Source organism: Anaerolinea thermolimosa (assembly GCF_001050195.2).
In the GTDB taxonomy this organism is placed as follows: Bacteria; Chloroflexota; Anaerolineae; order Anaerolineales; family Anaerolineaceae; genus Anaerolinea; species Anaerolinea thermolimosa.
In genome coordinates, this window is record NZ_DF967965.1 from 2,269,139 (window position 1) to 2,290,206 (window position 21,068).

Sequence of the window (21,068 nt, forward strand, 5' to 3'; positions counted from 1 at the left end):
ATGATGCCCCAAGACCCCATTCGTGTGGCCATTGTCGGAACCAGCAAGCGTTCCAGTTATTTATACGCTCCCCTGCTTCGCGCTTTACCCCGCGAAGTAAAACTTGTCTCCATCTGGGGGCGCAGTGAAGCGAGCGCCCGGGCCCTGGGAGAACAACTCAACCTGCCATGGTACACCGACCTCGACCGGTTAATGCGAGAAACCGCCCCTCAGATTGGGGTTGTCAGTGTGGCTTATGCCGCTAACGGCGAGGTGGGGCTCATGGCGGTGGAGGCTGGCCTGAACGTCCTACTGGAGACCCCCATTGCTCACCGGCTACGAGAGGCAGATGCCATCATAACCGCCGCCGCCCGGCGTGGCTTGAAGATCGAGGTTGCCGAACAGTTTCACCGCCGCCCACTGGAGCAAATTAAACTGAAACTGATCGAAAGTGGAATCTTCGGGCGGGTTTACGCCTCATTCAACGACTTTGCCGGCCACGGCTATCATGGAGTCAGTGTGATGCGTTCCTATATTGGCTTCGGGGTTCGTCCCCTGCAGGTGACCGGCTCAGTGCACGATTACGAACTGGCCTCTCACTGGTCTCGCCTGGCCGGAATACATGGCCCGCGCCGCGAAACTCAGGAACATGCCCTGATAGAATTCGAAGGTGGACAAACCGGCGTGTTCCACTGGACCAGCGTGGGTTATGACTCTCCCCTGCGCTGGTGGAGAAGCAGCCGCTTCCTTGCGGAGAAGGGGATGGGTATTACCACCGGCGTGGGCCTGGACGTTGAAGAGCACCTCTCTCTCCTCTCACCTGACGGAGAAGCCCCCCTCTTTATTACCCTGGAGCGCCGCTGGGAACGCGTGGATGGTGGAGCTCTGGTGGCCATGGTAGCTCACACTGGTGATTCATCCCTTCCTACCCTCACCTGGGAAAACCCTTTCCGTCCTGTCCCTCAAGGGCACGGCCAGCAGTGGCACGACGATGAAATTGGCGTAGCCGGTTGTTTACTGAGCCTGATCAACGCCGTGAGGAACGGTGGAGAACCCACCTATGGGCCATTCCAGGCACGCCTTGACCAGGAAATTACACTGGCCATGAGGCTTTCAGCCAGGCAAGGCGGGAGACCCGTTCCGCTCCCTCTCGATCCTGATCTGCCGATCGATTAAGAAAAATACCCCCCTCACGTTCAGACGAGAGAGTACAGTCTCTCGTCTGAACGTATTTCTATCTAAGAATCATATAAGACTCACCAGTTTCTATTGAATCGCCATCCCTATTTGTTATAATAAATTAGATAATATTCTTTTTTATTATCGGTGAGTTCTTACGAAAGGAGACACTGGTGATCAAAGGCTTCTCTCTGGGGCGCATCTGGAAAGTCCCCATTCAATTACACTCCAGCTGGTTTGTCATCATTGCACTGGTTACCTGGGGCCTGGCAACAGGTTACTTCCCTGCCGCCTACCCAACGCTGAACACCCTCGCAATCTGGTTGCTTGGCGGATTGACGGCCCTTCTTTTCGCCGCATCTGTGCTCTTGCATGAACTGGGGCACGTCGCTGTGGCTCTTCGCGAGAAAATTCCCGTGAAAGGGGTGACGCTTTTCATGTTTGGTGGAATGGCTCAGATGGAGCGCGAACCCCAGACTCCTGGCAGCGAATTCCGCATCGCCATTGCCGGCCCTCTGGTCAGTTTCTCGCTTGCTGGCTTTTTCGGCCTGCTCTGGGCCCTCGACCAGGCCATTCCATGGCTCGCAGCTCCCAGCGAATACCTCATGCGCATCAACCTGATCCTTGCAATCTTTAACCTGGTTCCCGGTTTCCCACTGGATGGAGGCCGGGTGCTCAGAGCAGTGATCTGGCAGATCACCCGCAGCCGATTCAAAGCCACTCGCATTGCATCACTGACAGGCCAGTTGTTCGCCATGGGATTCATCGGATTTGGCATCCTTACCGCCATAACAGGAAACATCTTCAACGGCCTCTGGATGGCCATGGTCGGCTGGCTCCTGAAAAACGCAGCTACCACCGTGTACCAGCAGGCAGGTATTGAGCAATCCCTTTCAGGGGTGACCGTCTCTCAGGTCATGGACAACCAGATGGTCGAGATTAACGGCCTGACCTCCATTCAGCAATTGGTCAATGAACACATTCTTCCAGATCGTCAACAGCAATTCCTTGTCCGTGATGGAGACAAAGTCGATGGGCTGGTTATGCTTGAAAACATTGTATCCATTCCACAACGACAGTGGCCCTATCTCACAGTCAGACAGGTGATGGCCTCCATCGATCATCTGGATGGTGTTGACCCGACCACTGAGCTCCTGACAGCCATCCATAAAATGGAGACCGAAAACCGCTCGGTTCTTCCCGTTCTCCAGAATCACCATCTGGTAGGAATCTTACGAAAAGATCAGATTATCCGATTTCTTAACCTTGGGCTGGACACGGGAATGAGAAACAGTTTTCAGGGTTAATCCTGCAGTACCGGGAGAAGAAGTTAATAAAAACTTCAACAAACCAAAGGTTGACAAATCAGATGGCCGCTGGTAAGATAGGCACCATGCAGTTCAACATTTCCCTGCGCCATCATCATACCAGCCTCCCCCCAGCCTGACCGGAGGTCGGTAGTCTTTTCGTACATCCAGAAACAGAACTATCCCCCGGTCACCGGGGGATTTTTTTATTCTCAATAACTCAGGAGTCATGGATGAGTAACCTTTCAACCTTTCCACCCCTTCGTCTCTCACTCCCTTCCAAAGGGCGGCTGGCCGAAGACGCTGTAGAGTTTCTCAATGCCTGTGGTTTACGCATTTACAAGCCTAACCCGCGGCAGTATGAGGCTACCATTCCGGCACTCCCCGGCCTGAATGTACTCTTTCAACGCCCGGCGGATATTGTCGTCAGTGTGCGTGATGGCAGCGTGGACTTTGGAATCACTGGAATCGATGTCATCGCCGAACGCCGCGGAGAAAACGGCCACCTGATGATTCTGCATGAGGCCCTCGGTTTTGGGGCTTGCTCTTTAAGACTGGCGGTACCCGAAAGCTGGAGTGAAGTAAACGACCTCGCCGCATTACGGGCCCACACAGTGATGCTGGGGCGGCCCCTCCGGGTAGCTACCAAATATCCTCTCCTAACCGGCAATTTCCTCAACCGCGCTAACATTGAGCATATCCTGATCTCAGCTGAAGGGACGCTGGAAACTGCACCGGCCATCGGTTATGCCGATATTATTTCTGACCTGGTATCTTCCGGCCAAACCCTGCGAGATAATCGCCTGAAACCCCTCCAGGATGGGCTGATTCAAGATTCGCAGGCCGCCCTCATTGCCAACCGGCAGAGCCTTAAAAACAACCCTGCGGCCCTGCAAATGGCCCGCCAGCTCCTTGAATACTTTGAAGCCCACCTGCGTGCAAGCGAAGAACTGGCCATTTTTGCCAACATCCGAGGCGCTTCTCCAGAAGCCATTGCCGAACTTATCTTTACCCAGCCCACCATTGCTGGCCTGCAAGGCCCAACCATTTCGCGTGTAGTGGTACGCTCCGGCGATCCAAACTGGTATGCGGTCAATATTATTGTGCCGCGTGCCCGTCTTTTTCAGGCCGTGAATGAATTGCGGGCAATTGGTGGAAGCGGCGTAGTGGTAATGCCCGTCAGTTACATCTTTGAAGAGGAACCCCCGCGTTACAGCGCCATGCTCCGTATGCTGGAAGAAAGGTAGACCCCATGTTAAAACGCTACGATCCTGAGACAGCCCGGCAGACCATCCTCAAGCGCACCCCACTGGATGATATGGAGGTGCCCGTTGCTGTGATTGAGAGCCTTCAGAAGCTTTTTGGTGAACCTCTGACACCCGATCAGGCCGTACAGCGCATCCTTCGAGATGTGCGAACACGCGGCGATACCGCCCTGCGAGAGTGGACGACCCGTCTTGACGGACAAACCCCGCAGAGTTTCCGCATCTCCCCCGACGAGACCAGAACTGCTCTGAAAAAAATTACCCCGGCTCAGCGTGAGGCTCTGGAACTGGCAGCTGACCGCATTCGGCGTTTTCATCAGGCACAGCCGGTCACCAGCTGGATGACCAACCAGCTGGGAGGAACGCTTGGCCAGTTCATCCGTCCAATTCGCCGGGTGGGAGTGTACGTTCCCGGAGGGAGCGCCCCCCTGCCCTCTTCGGTGTTAATGTCCGTCGTGCCAGCACAGGTAGCCGGAGTACAAGAGATCGTCGTGGTTGCTCCTCCTCAACGTGGAACCGGCCAGATAGCCCCCATCATCCTGGCCGCCTGTGCTCTGGTGGGGGTCGAGGAGGTTTATGCCCTGGGTGGCGCGCAGGCCATTGCCGCTCTGGCGTTCGGCACCGAAAGTATTCCCCGGGTGGATAAAATTTTTGGCCCCGGCAATCTTTTTGTGACTCTGGCGAAGAAACAAGTTTATGGAGTGGTGGGCATCGATGGCCTGGCCGGCCCCACTGAGACCCTGGTGATCGCCGACGAAACTGCCAACCCTGAATGGGTTGCAGCCGACTTGCTGGCCCAGGCCGAACATGACGTGCTCGCTTCGGCAATCCTTTTGACCCCCTCTGCAACGCTGGCCGAACAGACCGCTTTGGCGGTTGCCCGCCAGCTGGAACAACGGTCGCGCGCCGAAGTTATTTCCCAATCGCTGGCCAACCGCAGCGGCGCCGTAGTTACCAGAGACCTGGATGAAGCCGTTATGTTGGCCAATGAATACGCCCCTGAGCATCTTTGCCTGGCTGTTCGTGATCCATGGCGTCTGGCGGAACGCATCCATGCCGCGGGGGGAGTCTTCCTGGGGGAACACTCCTTCGAAGTGCTTGGCGATTACGTGGCCGGCCCAAGCCATGTAATGCCTACCGGCGGTTCAGCGCGGTTCGCCTCACCACTGAATGTGTTGGATTTCATCCACATCGTCAGCCTTATTGCCCTGGACGAAACCACCACCCGGCAAATCGCCCCAAAAGCGGCGGAGATCGCCCACGCGGAGGGATTAGACGCCCATGCCTTTTCTGCGGAGGTGCGCCTGTGAAACCCGCCCAACGGTTCGAGACTTTTCCTCCCTATACCCCTATTGAACCTTTCGAGGTACTGTCGGAGCGACTGGGAATCCCCCCCGATCGCATTGTTAAACTCGATGCGAACGAAAACCCTTACGGCCCTTCACCCAAAGCCCGTGCGGCTCTGGCGAACCTCGCCTATGCGCATATTTACCCCGACCCCGAAAGCCGCGCCCTGAGGAACGCTCTTTCTGCCTTCACCCATGTACCGGTAGATTACCTGATGGCCGGTTCCGGTGCCGATGAGTTAATCGACCTTGTCCTTCGTGTAATTCTTGACCCCGGCGATTGTGTCCTTCATTGCCCGCCCACTTTTGGAATGTATTCTTTTGACACCCTGCTTAATGGCGGTCAGGTGATCGATGTGCCGCGTCGGGCCGATTTTTCTCTGGATCTACCACGCATCCAACAGGTAATCGCCGACCGCGCGCCCCGGGTAATCTTCCTTACCGCTCCCAACAACCCCGACGGACGCTTTCCAACCTGTGAAGAAGTGAACACCGTCCTTGATAGCCCCAGCCTGGTCGTTATAGATGAAGCCTATATTGAGTTCACTCATGGAGATGGACGCCTCGGCCAGGGTCGCAGCCTCATCCGCCAGGTAGTAGAGCGTGAAAATCTGATCGTCCTTCGCACCTTCAGCAAATGGGCAGGGCTGGCCGGGCTTCGTGTCGGTTATGGGGCTTTTCCCCGCTGGCTCATGCCCATCCTCTGGAAAGCCAAACAACCCTACAACGTGAATGTCGCCGCCAGTGAGGCTGCGATTGCCTCCTTACAGGACCTGGACATACTGGCCGAAAATGTGGAGAGAATTAAAACCGAGCGTACACGCCTCTTTCAGAAACTCTCCGAAATTTCGTACCTGCGCCCTTTTCCCTCTGAAGCCAATTTTATCCTCTGCCGGGTAGAAGGCCTCGACGCCGCCGGGCTGAAGAGAATCCTCGCCGCGCAGGGGATTCTGGTACGCCATTATGCCACTCCCCTGCTCCAGAATTTCATTCGCATTTCGGTCGGCCGGCCACAGGATACCGACATCCTTCTGGAAACCTTGCGAAAGATTGAGGAAACCCTATGAAAGTTGCTGTGATCCTTTATGATGGATTTTCCAGTCTGGAATTTTCTACCCTCTACGAGCCCCTTGCCCGGGCCGCATGGAATGCTCCCGGTCTCCTTCAATGCGACCTTTGCTCTCCTTACAGCGAAGTCTTTGACGCTTATGGATTGCACTACTATCCCACCCGTATGACTTCCTCCCTGCAAGGGTATGATCTTCTCTGTGTTCCCGGCGGTCCGGGGGCTTCGAAGCAGGTTGAAAATCCTTCCTTCCTCTCCTGGCTCGCCACTGCCCGAGACACCCCGCAAATCCTCCTCATTGGGCATGGAGCCCTTTTACTGGCAGCTGCGGGTCTATTAAAGGGGCACGAAATTGCTTCACCGCCAGAAGTAGAAGCCAGGCTCTCCAGCCTGGGAGTTCATCCCTCGCCTCAACCGTTGGTTTTGGACGGCCCGGTGCTCAGCGCCAGTGATATCCGAGCAGCACTCGACCTGGCGCAGGCGGTAGCACGCAGTTTAATTCAGGGTATGCCCCTGCGCAGTATATCAGGGGCATCAGACGCTACCTTGCCTCAGCCTCGGCTGGTCACCACCGAGCGAAAAACCGCCGAGACAAACATTACCGTCCGGCTTAACCTGGACGGATGCGGAAAACACCAGATTCAAACCGGTCTCCCGTTCCTTGACCACATGTTAACCCAGGTAGCCGTGCATGGTCTATTTGACCTGCAGGTGGATGCACAGGGCGACCTGCAAATTGACGCTCATCATACCCTGGAAGACGTCGCTCTCACCCTGGGGTTGGCCTTCCAACAGGCGCTTGGAGATCGCGCTGGAATTGTACGAATGGCTTCCGCAGAAGTTCCCATGGACGACAGCCTGGCCCGGGTCACCGTAGATTTCTCTGGAAGACCGTACTGCGTTTTTCAGGGGAATTGGACACTTCCATCCGTTGGCGGGATACCCAATACTCTTTTTGTCCATTTTTTCGAAAGCCTTGCACAGAACGCCCGCTGCAATTTGCACGCCATCATCCAGTACGGGAACGACGACCACCACAAAGCCGAAGCCCTCTTTAAAGCTCTCGGCAGAGCCTTCTGCACTGCCACCCGGCTTGATCCGCGTCGGGGGAGCTTCATTCCCTCCAGTAAGGGGGTCTTATGAACCGGATAGACGCCATCCTGATCGATGCTGGAACCGGCAATCTGCATTCGGTTCACCATGCCCTGCAAGCCCTGGGGTATCGGATTCACGTCACTTCCGATCCCCATGACCTCCAGCAAGGGGGTAGAGTTATTTTACCGGGTGTGGGTGCTTTCGGCGCTTTTATGCAGGGATTGAAAGAGCACGCTCTGGACGAGGTTGTGCGTGAAGTTTTCCAGCGTGGCGACCCACTCTTTGGAATTTGCGTGGGTATGCAGGCTTTCTTCGAATCCAGCGCAGAGTCGGGCGATCACCCCGGCCTTGGTTTACTACCCGGGCGGGTGGTACGTTTTCCTGCTTTCAATGGGCTAAAAATTCCTCACACAGGATGGAATCAACTTCACTTCACCCACCCTTCCCCTCTATTTACTGACCTGGAGTCCGGTGTGTACGTTTACTTCAATCATTCCTATTTCTGTGATGCCACCCCCCCTGATGTGATCGCCCTGACGGATTATGGATTGGATTACTGCAGTGCCGTTCAACATGGCAACCTCTTTGGGGTACAATTTCACCCCGAAAAGAGCCAGAAAGTTGGCCGCAGGGTTCTGGAGAATTTCTTTAAAATATGAGCGAATTTATTGTGTTTCCAGCCATCGATTTACGCGGTGGTAAGGTGGTGCGCCTCCAGGAAGGCGACCCTGAACGCCTTACAGCTTATTCCGACGATCCGGCCGCAGTTGCTGAACGATGGCTTACGGCCGGTGCACGCTGGCTTCACGTAGTCAACCTTGATGGCGCTTTCGATCAGCCCGATTCGGCCAATCGTGAGGCATTGCGCGCTATCCTCCAGGTAGGAAAACGGTATCATGCCCGGGTTCAATTCGGCGGCGGTCTTCGCCATCTCCAGGCCGTTGAGCAGGTGCTCGAGCTGGGGGTAAGCCGGGTGGTTCTGGGGACCCTTGCCATCAAAGACCCCGCGACGCTTACCGAGGCCTTGAAACGCTGGGGCGAAGACCGCATCGCTGCCAGCCTGGATGCCCGCGATGGGCTTGTGCGGGTGCACGGCTGGCAACAGACCACGGGTGTCTCTGCTCTGCAGGCCGCACTCATCCTGCGCCAGGCGGGGTTACACTGGCTTGTATTTACAGATATTGCCCGTGATGGCCTGCAAACCGGCCTTAACCTGCAGGCCACCTGCCAGATAGCCCGTGAAAGCGGGCTCGCAGTGGTTGCCTCCGGGGGAATCAGCAGTGCCGGTGAAGTTCAGGCTGTGCGGCAGGCCAACCTGGCGGGAGTCATCATCGGGCGGGCCCTTTATGAAGGCGCCATTCGCCTGGAGGAGGTGGTATAAAAATGCTGGCAAAACGGATTATCCCCTGTATGGATATCGCCAATGGACGCATTGTTAAAGGAGTGCGTTTCACCAACCTTCGCGATGCGGGAGACCCCGTAGAACAGGCCCGGGCTTACGACGAAGCCGGAGCCGACGAACTGGCCTTTCTGGATATCTCTGCTACCCATGAGGGGCGTGAAACCGTGGTGGACACCGTGCGTCGGGTTGCCGAACAGGTTTTCCTGCCCCTCACGGTGGGCGGAGGAATTCGGAGTGTGGAGGATATGCGCCGCCTTCTGCTGGCCGGTGCCGATAAAGTGAGCATCAATTCTGCCGCGGTGCGTAACCCGAACCTGCTTAGAGAAGGAGCAGACCGATTTGGCAGTCAGTGTATTCTCCTCGCTATCGACGCGCGCCGTGTTTCCCATGCCCAGAAGGCACTCCGCTGGGAGGTGATCATCAACGGGGGACGGTTGCCCACCGGCCTGGATGCCGTCGAATGGGCCACGCGTGGCGTGGCTCTTGGCGCCGGTGAAATTCTTCTGACCAGCATGGATGCCGATGGCACTCTCTCTGGCTTCGATTTGGAATTAACCCGGGCCATCGCTGATGCCGTACCGGTGCCGGTGATCGCTTCGGGAGGTGCAGGAGCTCCGGAACACTTTGCCGCTGTGCTTACCGAGGGCCACGCTGACGCCGCTCTTGCGGCTTCGCTTTTCCATGATGGCAAATTACGTATTCCAGACCTCAAGGACTACCTTTTTGCCCGGGGTATTCCGGTGCGAAAGACTTAGAAAGGTTCTGTTCCCATGGAAACCGAAATCCACTTTGATGAACGCGGCCTTATCCCAGCCATCGTTCAGGATACCTCTACCGGAGAGGTGCTCATGCTTGCTTATATGAATCGTGAAGCACTGGAACGCACTCTGGCCACCGGCGAGACCCACTTCTGGTCGCGCAGTCGGAAGGAACTCTGGCATAAGGGGGCCACCTCTGGAAACGTGCAGTACGTCACTTCAATCATGCTGGATTGTGACCAGGATACGTTACTGATCAAAGTCCACCCTGCCGGGCCTGCCTGCCATACCGGTGCCATCAGTTGTTTTTTCACCCCCCTACCCCTCAAAGAAAAGAACAGCCCCCATGACTCTTGAAGAACTCTACCAGATCATCTGTGAACGCCGTGACCATCCAGTTGAGAATTCCTACACCAACCACCTTTTCAAGGCGGGAGAAGATGAGATTCTCAAAAAAATTGGAGAAGAAGCAGTAGAGGTCATCCTCGCGGCCAAAGCCCAGGGAGACGAACGGCTGATCGAAGAAGTGGCCGATCTTGCCTATCATACCCTCGTTTTACTGGCCTTCCGTGGCCTTTCACCTGCAGATATCTCAGCAGAATTAGGCCGGCGACATAAAAATAAAAAATGAACAACAGCCTCACCTGACGCTGTTGTTCTTCTTCCGAAAAGGTTCACCCCGCCATGCCGTGTGCTGCGGAGTTTTGAACCTGCTCTCGCAGGTGGGTGCCTACCCGGTAGCTTTGCCTTGGCCGAGACCTAACGCATTGCATCCGTGAGATTGACACCCTTTTTTTAAGTGTTGGCTCAAAACCGGTGATGCGGCATCACGAGCACAGCAGGGCTAACGCAAAGATACCACAAAAAATCGCGGTTGTGAAGGTAAAAATGAATCGCCTCAACCGCAAATCAGATTGCACGCTTTATTCGGACTTTATCTCTCCACGCAGACGTGCCAGTTGTTCTTCAAGTTCCTGACGACGTTCCTCAGCCGCCAGTTCAATTTCCCGGCGCACCTGATCGGTGTACCCCTGAATATCGGCACGCAGCTGACGCCCCGAAGACGGTGCCAGCAAAAGGCCAATGGCCGTTCCCACAATTGCCCCGGCCATCCAACCAAGCATCCCACTTAAAACCTTGTTCATCTTGCCTCCTTTTATTTCCTGCGCCGAAACTACTTTTATTGTACCAGACGAAGACGACTCAAGAGCCAGGGGGTTCCGGCAGAAACCCATCCCCCTACCAGAGTATATCGAAGAAAACGCAATCCATAACTCAATCCATCAGCACCCCTGGGAAACACCAGCCCAAGCCCGTACCAGAAAATAACCACCCCCACTAACCCCAGGAGATACCCGAGCACCCGCCGCTCCCAGCTACGATGCGGGCGAAAGCCACCCATTCGCCGGAATACCCAGCCTGCGCCACAGGTGAAGCCCAGAAAAGTGCCGCCCAGGGTAAAAATACCGTCCAGAGAACGTGGGGCGGGTATTTCTGCCCCTGCCTGCACCGCCTGACCCGCCCAGGAGAGAGGCACCTGCCAGTCCTTCAGTCCCTCATTAACACCCAAAATTAATCCCATTAAGAAAACTGTTCCGGCTACGCAAACCCCCATCAGCCTCCAAAAGCTCAATCTGGAAATCCAGGTGCTCACCAGAGGGTCTACCTTTTGAAACACCCAAAGCAATACTCCCCCTACCAGCCACCCGACCAGCACATCTGAGAAGTAGTGCACTCCCAGCACCAGCCTGGAGAAACCGATTAGCCCGATGAGGATAATGGATAGAATGTAGATACTCTTCTTATTTGCCACTCCACTCAGCCAGCCCCAAACAGCAACAGCATTCTGAGCATGGCCTGAGGGTATTCCAAAAGAGGGTTCACTGGCAAATGCGCGCACCTGTGGATCAACCCAGTAGGGACGCGGCGCATGGAACACCAGCTTAAGCATGGCGTTCAATCCATTCGAGAGGGTCAAAATCAGGGCCACCCGCACTCCAAGACCTGCATCCAGGCACCAGTAAAGCGCTGGCATGATTAAAAAGAAAAAATCCTCCGAACCCAGAAACGTCAGCCCACGGGCCAGGACTACCAGCCATGTCCCCAGAGATTGCAGCCAGAGATTAATCACTACTTCAAGCGAATGAAGAGCATCCATCATAAAGAGTAATCCTCCTTCAATGGGTTGAGCGGTTTGGCTGCTATTCATGCCAGCCAACAGGCTTTTCGGGCCTGCACTCGTTGACGACTCATGCGTTTTTATTGTACACTCAAAACATGAGCACCAAACCAACGCGCTGGTGGGACCTGCCCGCGGTGATCTTTTTAATCATCGCATTATCTTCTTCTTCCCTCCGTTTACAAACTACGAACTGGACTGAACACCTCGGGCTCACCCAGTGGATGATCTGGATCGGGGTTGCTCTGGGCCTCGCACTGGGGCAAAGCCGCTTCAAAGCCGGCCTGAGTTTTTTCTTTGGATTGATCTACACTCTTTGTATTGTCCCCTGGTCTCTTCTGACCCTGATTAAATCGGAATTATGGTTGGAACGGCTTCAGAGCCTGGTGGGAAGGCTTTCCATCGCCATCGGACAGCTTGCCTCCAATCAGCCTGTGAAAGATTCGATCCTGGTGCTGACGTTTTTCTGTTTACTTTACTGGCTGGCCGCCTTTACTGCGGGCTATCAGCTTACCCGTCATGCCCGCCCCTGGGGTGGGCTGATTGCCGCCGGCATTGTGGTGTTGATCGTGGATTACTCCTTTGAAATGTTCTCCGCGCCTGACGGTGGTACAGCGCTGAGCCTGATCTTTCTCCTTTTCAGCATCATTCTTGTCGGCCGCATTTTTTATTTACGCTCGCGTTCCGACTGGAGCCGACACGGGCAAATGATTGAAAGTGAAGTGGGATTTGATATCAGTCGGGGAGCCGCCGTAACCGCCCTGGCGTTGGTTTTACTCGCCTGGTATTCTCCCCGCATCGTCCGCGCTGTCACACCGGGCACCGCCGAACAACGCCGCCTCGCCGCCCAGTTCCAGGCATTTCGAGAGAGGGTATCCAATGCTGTATCCTCATTGAGAAGCCAGGCTCCGGTAGTAGTCGAGTCGCTCTCTGAATCACTCGCCCTCGGGAGAGGAACCAACCTGAGCGATTCGATCGTTTTCACCGTCAAGCCTGAAGGGGGGCGCCTTATCGGAGGGCGGTTTTACTGGGCCGGCCGCATCTATGATACCTATCATGATGCTCAATGGACTTCTACCGGCACGCGGTCGCTCCTTTTCGGTCCCAACAGTGAACCCATACCCTACAACTGGCAGGGACGGCGTGAAGTAACCGTAGAAGTGAGCAATCGCATCTCCCTTCTGGGAACCCTGTACTTTCCTTCGATACCGCTTTCGGTCACCCGCCCGGTCAGTTTAGAAGCCTTCCCCTCCCCACCGGGTGAGCCCGATATTACCGCCCTGATCAGTGATCCCCCCCTGCCCGCCGGAGAAAGTTACCGGGTTCAGGCGGCTATCAGCACTCCAACTATCGAAATGCTCCGTGCCTCAGCCGATCAACCTTATCCCGACTGGGTCATCAAACGCTACACCCAGCTCCCCTCCGATTTCTCTCCCCGGGTGACAAACCTGGCCGCCGAAATTACCCAGGGGAAAGAAACTCCCTACGACCGCACAGTGGCCATTACCGATTGGCTGCGTTTAAATATCCGCTACCAGCCCACCATGCCAGAAATTCCTCCCAACACCGACACCATGGAATGGCTTTTATTTGATGTACGTCAGGGATTCTGCAATTATTACGCCACTGCCGAAGTGCTCATGCTGCGGTCTCTGGGCATCCCTGCCCGTATGGTTGTGGGATACGCCCAGGGAACGTGGGATTCAGACGCGGGAGAATATCGTGTCCAGGGAAAAGATTTCCATGCCTGGCCTGAGGTTTATTTCCCGGGGATTGGCTGGGTACCTTTTGAACCTACTGCCGCCCAGCCCTCTCTGACTTACCCCAACACCAGTACTACCAGCGCTTCTTCGGGCCCTGGTTTAGAAATCCCTACCCCGTTCATTCCTCCCAGTCCGGGTTCGATAGCTAACCTGGAAGAGATTCAGGCCATCGCCGAAGCTCAGGCCCGGCAACGCACAACCACTACTGTACTTTCCATCACCGCAGGTATCATTTCCCTGGGTTTACTCGGGTTTGCTTTTTACCGCTGGAAAAAATACAGCCTCAGAGACCTGCCCATCCCAACCTGGTTTGAAAAAACCATGTCCCAGCGCGGATTACGCCCCCCACGCTGGCTCATCCGCTGGTCTATCCGCGCCCGGCGCACACCCATGGAACGATTATTTGCCCGTGTCCCTGAATTACTGCGTGCCTGGGGAGAAGAGCCTGCGCTCGATCAGACTCCCGCCGAACAGGTGAAACGACTTTCAGAAATCGTCCCCGAGATCGCTCCCTACGCACAGGCCTTGCTTAGAGAATATCAGCTGGCCATGTACAGCCCACATAAAGCCGATTTAATCCGGGCGCGCCGGGCTGCAATCGAACTTCGCCAGAAAGGATTCCAGCTCTGGTTCCAGCACTTACTCCACGCTAATTGAGAGATATTCTGTGGCATCCCTTACCAACCTCACCACCTCTACCCTGGTATCCGTTGACCAGCAGCTCAATTCTCTGATCGAACTGTTTCATGAGGTCGAGAATTATCTGAAAACCTATCGGCCTGCCTTCATCCCGGACCATGTTTACCAGGCGGTCGAAGGTACCGCTGCAAGCCTGCCTTCACTGCGGAAACAGATCTCTGCGTTAGAAGCCGAGTGGCGTAATCTGCGCTCCCTGGCACAGATCGGCTCAGTGGTCAACTCATCTCTGGACCTTGACCGCGTGCTCCAGGTGGTCATGGACACCATCATTCAAATCACCGGCGCCGAGCGGGGATTCCTCATGCTGAAGAACAACGAAACCGGTGAAATGGATGTCCGCGTTGCCCGGAACTGGTCTCACGAGTCGCTAGAACCAGGCGAACTCAACATCAGTCAGACAGTCATTCGCCGGGTGCTCAACAGTGGGCAACCCGTCATGACCACCGATGCCCAGGAAGACCCGCGCTTTGCCGGACAGGAAAGTGTTGTCCTGCATAATTTGCGCTCCATCCTCTGCGTCCCTCTGCACGTTAAACAGGAGTTGACGGGGGTCATCTATGTCGATAATCGGGTGCGGGCTGGCATTTTTACCCGCCGTCATCTGGAACTGCTCATCGGGTTCTCCAATCAGGCGGGCGTAGCCATCGCCAATGCTCATCTATACAACTCGATCCGCTCCACCCTCGAAGAGGTCACCGAGTTAAAAAAGTTGATGGATAATGTTTTTTCTTCCATCCCGAGTGGCGTCATTTCAACCACCCCAGACGGGCGAATTCGTCTGTGTAACCGGGCCGCAACCCAGATTTTGGGCATTCCCGCTGACCACCTGGTGAATCTCCCTCTGAGCGACGTCCTCCCGGAATTGCAGGATACCGCGGCGAGTGTTACTGTCGGCGGGTATACCGTGGTCGGTTTTGAGTTTACCCGTGAGAGATCCAGCCTGTTGAAACAGCATTTGCGCGCAAGCCTCTCTCCCATTCAGGATGAGAACGGGCATGCCCATGGGCTGGTCATTGTCATGGAAGACCTGACCGAACAACGCCGGCTCGAGGCGCGCCAGAGTCTCTTCTCCCGCATGGTTGCCCCGGCTGTCATTGACCAGATCGAATTACATGCCATGCACACCGGGGGAGAGCGGCGTGAAATCACCATCCTGTTCGCTGACCTCCGCGGATTTACCAGTTATAGCGAACTGGTACAGCCCGAAGAACTGGTGAGTGTTCTCAATCGTTACCTTTCTGCCGCAGCCGATGCCATCCTTCAGGAAGGTGGGACGATTGACAAATTCCTGGGTGACGCCGTAATGGCCTGGTTTAATGCTCCCCTCCCTCAAGTGGATCATACCTTGCGTGCAGTGCGAGCCGCTCTGTCCATTCGCGACTCGGTGCAACAGCTCAATGCTGAATCATCTCACGGAGAATATCTCTCCTTTGGAGTGGGTATTCACGTCGGTGAAGCCGTGCTCGGGTTAATTGGAACGGAAAAACGATTGGACTACACAGCCATCGGCGATAGTGTCAACACCGCACGTCGAATTCAAGAGAATGCCATCGGAGGGCAAATTCTTATCAGCAAGGCGGCCTACGAGCGGGTTGCTCACCGCGTTAAGGCCGGTCAGGTCTTCCCCCTGCGGGCGTATGGGAAGCGTGAGCCGGTGGTTGTGGTTGAAGTAGCTGGCCTGCGTTAACGATTTCTTCTCTTTATTTCACCCTGATATCAATAAAGATAGGATCGCCAAAGGGTTGACCGTCAGGGTTATAGGCCTGCCAGGCCGAGCGGTATGAACCCGCCTCTGCCGGAGCCTGAAAGACGATGCGTATCGTCACCTGAGCGCCACTGCGTGCCGGGTAAAGCGCCTGCTCCTGAGCCGCCCCCATCGCTGGCCCGGCAATCAACCGGAGGCGGTAACGTTCGTCCCAGTTACAATTCCCACTGTTTTTCACTTCCCAGCGCTTATCCATGGTAGAGTTTGGCTCCACCTCCGATCCATCGGGAATGGTGGCATCAGCCAGAAAAGTGAGGTTGTCTATACATACCGGAGTAGACAACGCCTGAGAAAGAGCAGCCGCTTCTACCGCCGGAGTAGCAGTTGCAGCAACAGGAGGAGCCGGGCGATAAGTTTGCGGTGTGGCAGTCACCGGGGGCGGGCGCAACACAGGCCGACATCCTGCCAGAACAAGGAGCAGGAAGGCAACCCCCCACCATACCCGTGGAAGTTTTAGCCTCGCATTAAATTTCTTCGGCGTCATCACCATCACCAGCAATGGGTAATGGCAGTTCACCACTCAACGCGCGTTGACGTACTGCCAGTTCAATCTCATTGCAGATATCCCGGTTCTGGCGCAGGAATTCTTTGGCATTTTCGCGACCCTGACCCAGGCGAATGTCACCATAGGAGAAAAATGCACCTCGTTTAGTGACAATCTCCAGACCGGTCGCCAGATCAATGATATCTCCCTCCTTGGAAATTCCTTCATTGTACATAATATCGAATTCAGCGGTACGGAACGGAGCCGCGACTTTATTCTTCACCACCCGCACCCGTACCCGGTTTCCGATAATCTCTGGCCCCACTTTAATGGATTGAATTCGCCGCGTGTCCAGCCGAACTGAGGCATAAAACTTGAGCGCCATACCGCCCGGGGTCGTCTCAGGGTTTCCAAACATAACCCCTATTTTTTGACGTAACTGGTTGGTGAAGATCACCGCCGTTTTGGTCTGATTGATTGCCCCGGAAAGTTTCCGCAATGCCTGAGACATCAGGCGGGCCTGCATGCCCATACTGGCATCTCCCATATCCCCTTCAATTTCAGCCCGCGGCACCAGTGCTGCCACCGAGTCGATCACCACCACATCAATGGCGCCAGAACGAACCAGCGTTTCGGCAATTTCCAGTGCTTGTTCGCCAGTATCAGGTTGAGAGATCAGCAAATCATCCACATTCACACCACACCGTGCTGCATAGGCCGGATCGAGGGCATGTTCCATGTCAATATAAGCCGCCATGCCACCCAGACGCTGGGCTTCAGCCACAATATGCTGACAGATCGTTGTCTTCCCGGACGACTCAGGCCCGTAAATCTCCGTGATGCGGCCACGGGGTACGCCACCAATTCCCAGAGCTATATCCAGCGAAAGTGAACCGGTGGGAATCGAGGCCACTTGCATATGAACGGCCTCACCCATTCGCATAATGGCCCCTTCGCCATAACGCTTGGTTATATCGCTGAGGGCTTTATCCAGAACTGCCCGGCGGGCTTCATCCATCGGGTCCTGGCTCGGTAAAGGTTGAGAAGGAGGTTGAGATTTTCGGGCCATGCAGGTCTCCTGTTGATCTTTCCATCATTATATACGAAAGCAAACTTCTTCACAGTTCGATTTATTCCTGTTTCTATTATAGTACATTTGTTCAACAGGTCAAGGAACTTCCCGGGGTAGAGAAATTCCCGCGTCTTTCACCCATCTTCCAGAACGAATAGAAAACCCCCTTCCTGAACGTCAGGAAGGGGGAGCACAGGGGGAGATGAAGAATGCTTTTATTGAGATCGAGATCCCAGCGTGACTGGTAGCTCAATCTGTTTCCCGTTTCGTAACACGGTAATAGTCACCTCGTCACCCGGGTTATGCTGGCTCAGGGCATTCTGGAGGTCCGTAATGGTATTCAACGTCACATCATCCATTTTCTGGAGAACATCCCCACCCACAAGAATGATCTGTCCATTTACCAGCGCAGGGCGGCTTCCTCCAAGGATACCAGCCTCACCTGCCGGACCATTTGGATCAACTCGCTGAACCAGTAAACCACGCGTGGTGGATTTTAAGCCCACACTGCGGGCAATCGAGGCATCCAGTTCGATTACTGAGACCCCCAGATAAGCCTCACTAGCCTGCGAAGAAGACTGTGATTGCCGGGTCTCCTGACTCGGGCGTGCGGCCAGAACAACCTCCAGGGTTTGTTCCTTACCATCCCGCAAAATGGTCAGGGTTACTTTCTGTCCAACAACGGTGTCTGTCGCCAGGTACGAGATCAGGTCTTCGATCTTCCGGACAGGTTGCCCATCAATAGCAGTGATTACGTCTCCACCCTTCGGCAACTGTTGCCCGTCCACCTCTACCGTTTGATCGCTCCCCTTAAGGCCCGCCTTTTCTGCCGGGCTTCCCGGCGTAACCTCACCGATAAGAACGCCGCGTTGATTCTCGTCAAGGTTCGAGGCTTTGGCGAGGGTTGGGGTAAGGCTCACCCCGCTGATTCCCAGCCAGGAATGCTCATATTTCCCGTCTTTAATCAATACCGGAACAACCTTGCTCACGACCTGAGAGGGGATCACAAACCCGATACCCGCATTTGCCCGAACCGGAGATTCAATGGCCGAGGTCACTCCGATCACCTCTCCACGATCATTCACCAGTACCCCGCCGGAATTTCCCGGGTTGATGGGGGCATCTGTCTGAATAATATTCGGGATAGAGTAAGTGCCACCGCTAGCACTGGCACTGCCGGCAGGGAGAGTTCTGCCCAGAGCACTGATGATGCCCACGGTCATGGTGTTCTGCAAACCAAAGGGGTTACCAATCGCGATGGCTAATTGTCCTACCTTTACCTGAGTTGAGTCGCCCATTTGCACCGGCTGTAACTGGTCAGCCGGTACATCTACCTTAAGGACAGCCAGATCACTATCCGGATCAGCCCCAACGAGAGTAGCATTCACTATCGTACCGTCACTAAAGGTTACCTCGATTTTGTCTGCCCCGTCTACCACATGGTTGTTGGTGACAATGTGACCTTCTTTATCCCAGACAAACCCCGACCCCACTCCTTCCTGATATTGAGGGGTATTGTCCTGGGGAGAACCAAAGGGAAAACCCGGCAACGTAGAGGAAGACACCTGACTGACTACCCGGATATACACCACCGATGGATTAACCCGGTTAAAAATCTCGGAAAGCACCCCCTCATAGGCCGACAGGACTGCCTGCCCGCTGGTAGATATTGCCGATTGCGGGATTGCCGGCTGGGTAGGGCTACTGGTGGGCACCGGCTCCTGGGTCGATGACACACTCGGTGATGTTCCCGTCAGGCTTCCTGAAGAAAGCAGAGGAAGAGTACTGCAGGCCGGTAATACTGCCAGCGCCAAAATTACCAGAAACGAAGTGATAAATACCATTTTACGGTTTTTCATACAAGCAACCTCCTTCAAACCAGAAAGAATCTATTAACCGAGGCTCTTCCCAGTGCCACCCACAGGAAGATAATCAACCCGAGGCTGGCCAGGAAAAGCAGGAAAAGATAAATCCAGTCTTCTCCAACCTCAGCCCAGATTCGCTTGAATCGCTGGGGCTTCAGAGAGAGCCCCGGCCGCGATCGGATTGCGGCCCACCATCTTTCCAGAGAAGATCGGGACATCGTTTTCCTCATCGATTTGCATCATAAAAGAGATTTGCCAGGAAGTCTTTAAGAAAACCGAAAGGCAACCTTATGAAAACCTTAAGAATAAGCTCCATGAGAAATGCCCTTATGAGGGTTCAAATCAAAAAAGAAAAAACTCCCTTCACTTCACTGTGAAGGGAGTCGGCCTATCGCTCAACCTGTTAGAAGGTTACTTCTTGTCAGATGCCACTGGCAAAAAAAGGGCAAACTGACTCCCGTTTGCATCACTCTCTTCCAGGATCAACCTTCCCCCGTGAGCCGAGATCAGATCTCTGGCAATGCTCAGCCCCAGTCCCATTCCCTCGGCAAACCTTTTTCCATGATGCCCGCGATAAAAGGGGGTAAAGATTTTCTCCCGCTCCTCTTCAGCGATTCCAGGCCCTTCATCCTTAACTCGAATCCACGCTTCGTTACGGTCAAATCCCGCTGAAACCTCCACGGCCTTACCAACCGGTGTGAACTTGAGTGCATTACTGAGCAGGTTGCCCACCGCCTGTCCCAGCCTGATGGGATCGGCCTTCACCTCCGGAAGATCGGTTGCTAAAGCAACGCGAAACTGGATATTTTTTTCCCTTGCCACAGCCTGCCAGGGTGCAAGCATTTCGGGCAACCATTCCTGAAGAGAAAGGGGCTGCAGCGCCAGTTCCAAACTTCCCATAACCTGATCGTATAACTGAGTTAAATCTGCCAGCAGGCGTTGCAGGCGCACCAGCTCATCATCCATCCCGCGAAGCAATTCGTTCGCTAATGAGGGGTCCTGCGCGGCTCCTTTCAACATGGCCTGAACGGCTGATCTGAGCGCTCCCAGTGGACGCCCAAGTTCATGAACCAGATTCGCAAGTAAATGCCGGCGGGCTTCTTCCATGCTCCGAAGACGATCAACCAGGGCGTTCACGGCTTCTTCCAGGCTCCGTAATTCAACAATCCTCGATTTCTGCAAAGCCATCGAACGATCGCCCTGAACCAGTTTATTGACCACCTCAGTGACCTTTTGAAGAGGTCTGGCAATGCTCACCGCCAGAGAAAGGCCCAGCGCCCCACCCATGACCAGTCCCACCAGAAGGACGGCCACAATTAATAGGCGAAGCTGTACAAATTGCTCGATCAGGCTGGTAAAACTATACGTGATCCGGACAATACCAATTACCTGGCCAAAGCGGTTATCAAGAACCGGTTCCCAGATATCCAGCGCTTCTCCCTGTAATTGCCGATTATAGAAAATCCTCCAGTAAACCTTTCCTTCCTGAGCAACATCCAGCGCAGGGTTGACAATGAATTTGGTCAGGTTTTCCAGGTCATTGGGATCGCTGGAGGCCATTAACCGTCCGCTGGCAGATATAAACATCACCCGGGCCGGAAGCCTGGGGCTGACTCTTGCAAGGATAGTCTGGGCATAAATCGGGTCTGTCCAGATCTGGTATTGATCCTGGGTAATTTCAGCGACCAGTGCAGCGCTTCCCTGGTAGGCACGCAAAAACCCCGGTAAAAGAACCTGGGTTTCGAGGGCGTAAATGAGGCCAATTCCAATTAATGGGACGATTACCAGAAGTGGTATCAAATGGCTTAGAACAAGCCGTGTGCGCAAGGTGTTGATTTTCATTT

At 54.8% G+C, this 21,068-nt stretch carries 18 protein-coding genes, 1 other RNA gene and 2 pseudogenes; 13 read left to right on the forward strand and 8 right to left on the reverse strand.

The genetic code is table 11. The features are described from left to right. The 11 genes and pseudogenes from ATHL_RS10300 (at position 1) to hisIE (ending at position 10,028) form a co-directional block, all read left to right on the forward strand. Positions 1-1,155, forward strand: coding sequence for a Gfo/Idh/MocA family protein (locus ATHL_RS10300; protein WP_201797959.1), 1,155 nt, complete (start codon positions 1-3; stop codon positions 1,153-1,155). A gap of 176 nt (positions 1,156-1,331) precedes the next feature. After that, entirely contained in the window at positions 1,332-2,465 is a 1,134-nt protein-coding gene (locus tag ATHL_RS10305) for a site-2 protease family protein (RefSeq protein ID WP_062193175.1), read from the forward strand. Positions 2,466-2,698: 233 nt separating this feature from the next. Further along, on the forward strand, positions 2,699-3,712 hold the full coding sequence (gene hisG / locus ATHL_RS10310; RefSeq protein WP_062193177.1) for an ATP phosphoribosyltransferase: 1,014 nt from the start codon (positions 2,699-2,701) through the stop codon (positions 3,710-3,712). 5 nt (positions 3,713-3,717) lie between these two features. Next, positions 3,718-5,040 carry a histidinol dehydrogenase gene (hisD, locus tag ATHL_RS19145; protein ID WP_062193180.1) on the forward strand — a complete coding sequence of 441 codons (1,323 nt, stop codon included), beginning with the start codon at positions 3,718-3,720 and terminating at the stop codon, positions 5,038-5,040. Then, a complete protein-coding gene (gene hisC, locus ATHL_RS10325; RefSeq protein ID WP_062193182.1) occupies positions 5,037-6,143 on the forward strand; it encodes a histidinol-phosphate transaminase in 1,107 nt (368 codons plus the stop codon). Before hisD ends, hisC begins: the two co-directional genes overlap by 4 nt. Continuing rightward, positions 6,140-6,571, forward strand: a pseudogene (locus tag ATHL_RS19710) (DJ-1/PfpI family protein); the annotation flags it as partial. The gene hisC and the pseudogene ATHL_RS19710, both read left to right, overlap by 4 nt. 78 nt (positions 6,572-6,649) lie before the next feature. Further along, entirely contained in the window at positions 6,650-7,285 is a 636-nt protein-coding gene (gene hisB, locus ATHL_RS19715; RefSeq protein WP_062193301.1) for an imidazoleglycerol-phosphate dehydratase HisB, read from the forward strand. Further along, a complete protein-coding gene (gene hisH / locus ATHL_RS10335; protein WP_062193185.1) occupies positions 7,282-7,896 on the forward strand; it encodes an imidazole glycerol phosphate synthase subunit HisH in 615 nt (204 codons plus the stop codon). Before hisB ends, hisH begins: the two co-directional genes overlap by 4 nt. Beyond that, positions 7,893-8,618, forward strand: a complete 726-nt coding sequence (hisA, locus tag ATHL_RS10340) for a 1-(5-phosphoribosyl)-5-[(5-phosphoribosylamino)methylideneamino]imidazole-4-carboxamide isomerase (protein ID WP_062193188.1) — start codon at positions 7,893-7,895, stop codon at positions 8,616-8,618. Before hisH ends, hisA begins: the two co-directional genes overlap by 4 nt. A 2-nt stretch (positions 8,619-8,620) precedes the next feature. Then, positions 8,621-9,394, forward strand: a complete 774-nt coding sequence (gene hisF, locus ATHL_RS10345; RefSeq protein WP_062193191.1) for an imidazole glycerol phosphate synthase subunit HisF — start codon at positions 8,621-8,623, stop codon at positions 9,392-9,394. Between the two features lie 15 nt (positions 9,395-9,409). Further along, positions 9,410-10,028, forward strand: a pseudogene (gene hisIE, locus ATHL_RS19720) (bifunctional phosphoribosyl-AMP cyclohydrolase/phosphoribosyl-ATP diphosphatase HisIE). Positions 10,029-10,069: 41 nt separating this feature from the next. Here the strand turns inward: hisIE and ssrS are convergent. The 3 genes from ssrS to ATHL_RS10370 all read right to left on the reverse strand — a co-directional run bounded on the left by ssrS (position 10,070) and on the right by ATHL_RS10370 (position 11,558). Then, positions 10,070-10,245: non-coding RNA, 6S RNA (gene ssrS, locus ATHL_RS10360), on the reverse strand. Between the two features lie 75 nt (positions 10,246-10,320). After that, a complete protein-coding gene (locus ATHL_RS10365) occupies positions 10,321-10,542 on the reverse strand; it encodes a YtxH domain-containing protein (protein ID WP_062193199.1) in 222 nt (73 codons plus the stop codon). Positions 10,543-10,577: 35 nt separating this feature from the next. Continuing rightward, the gene (locus tag ATHL_RS10370) at positions 10,578-11,558 is read right to left on the reverse strand and encodes a phosphatase PAP2 family protein (RefSeq protein ID WP_062193202.1); all 981 of its coding nucleotides are present in this window, start codon (positions 11,556-11,558) and stop codon (positions 10,578-10,580) included. A gap of 116 nt (positions 11,559-11,674) precedes the next feature. Here ATHL_RS10370 and ATHL_RS10375 point away from each other — a divergent pair, with 116 nt between their 5' ends. Both ATHL_RS10375 and ATHL_RS10380 read left to right on the forward strand, forming a co-directional pair. After that, a complete protein-coding gene (locus ATHL_RS10375; protein WP_062193204.1) occupies positions 11,675-13,996 on the forward strand; it encodes a transglutaminase TgpA family protein in 2,322 nt (773 codons plus the stop codon). Positions 13,997-14,006: 10 nt separating this feature from the next. Beyond that, positions 14,007-15,725 carry an adenylate/guanylate cyclase domain-containing protein gene (locus ATHL_RS10380; RefSeq protein ID WP_062193206.1) on the forward strand — a complete coding sequence of 573 codons (1,719 nt, stop codon included), beginning with the start codon at positions 14,007-14,009 and terminating at the stop codon, positions 15,723-15,725. A gap of 13 nt (positions 15,726-15,738) precedes the next feature. Here ATHL_RS10380 and ATHL_RS10385 read toward each other — a convergent pair whose 3' ends face one another. The 5 genes from ATHL_RS10385 to ATHL_RS10405 form a co-directional block, all read right to left on the reverse strand. Further along, positions 15,739-16,287, reverse strand: coding sequence for an NBR1-Ig-like domain-containing protein (locus ATHL_RS10385; RefSeq protein ID WP_162787668.1), 549 nt, complete (start codon positions 16,285-16,287; stop codon positions 15,739-15,741). Continuing rightward, complete coding sequence (gene recA, locus ATHL_RS10390; RefSeq protein ID WP_062193304.1) at positions 16,268-17,305, reverse strand: recombinase RecA; 1,038 nt, start codon at positions 17,303-17,305, stop codon at positions 16,268-16,270. The genes ATHL_RS10385 and recA overlap by 20 nt, the downstream gene beginning before the upstream one ends. Positions 17,306-17,574: 269 nt before the next feature. Then, on the reverse strand, positions 17,575-19,218 hold the full coding sequence (locus ATHL_RS10395; protein WP_062193213.1) for a trypsin-like peptidase domain-containing protein: 1,644 nt from the start codon (positions 19,216-19,218) through the stop codon (positions 17,575-17,577). A 14-nt stretch (positions 19,219-19,232) separates the two neighbouring features. Next, entirely contained in the window at positions 19,233-19,442 is a 210-nt protein-coding gene (locus ATHL_RS10400) for a hypothetical protein (protein ID WP_062193215.1), read from the reverse strand. A gap of 193 nt (positions 19,443-19,635) precedes the next feature. Further along, positions 19,636-21,066, reverse strand: a complete 1,431-nt coding sequence (locus ATHL_RS10405) for a HAMP domain-containing sensor histidine kinase (RefSeq protein ID WP_062193217.1) — start codon at positions 21,064-21,066, stop codon at positions 19,636-19,638. Between the last annotated feature and the right edge of the window lie 2 nt (positions 21,067-21,068).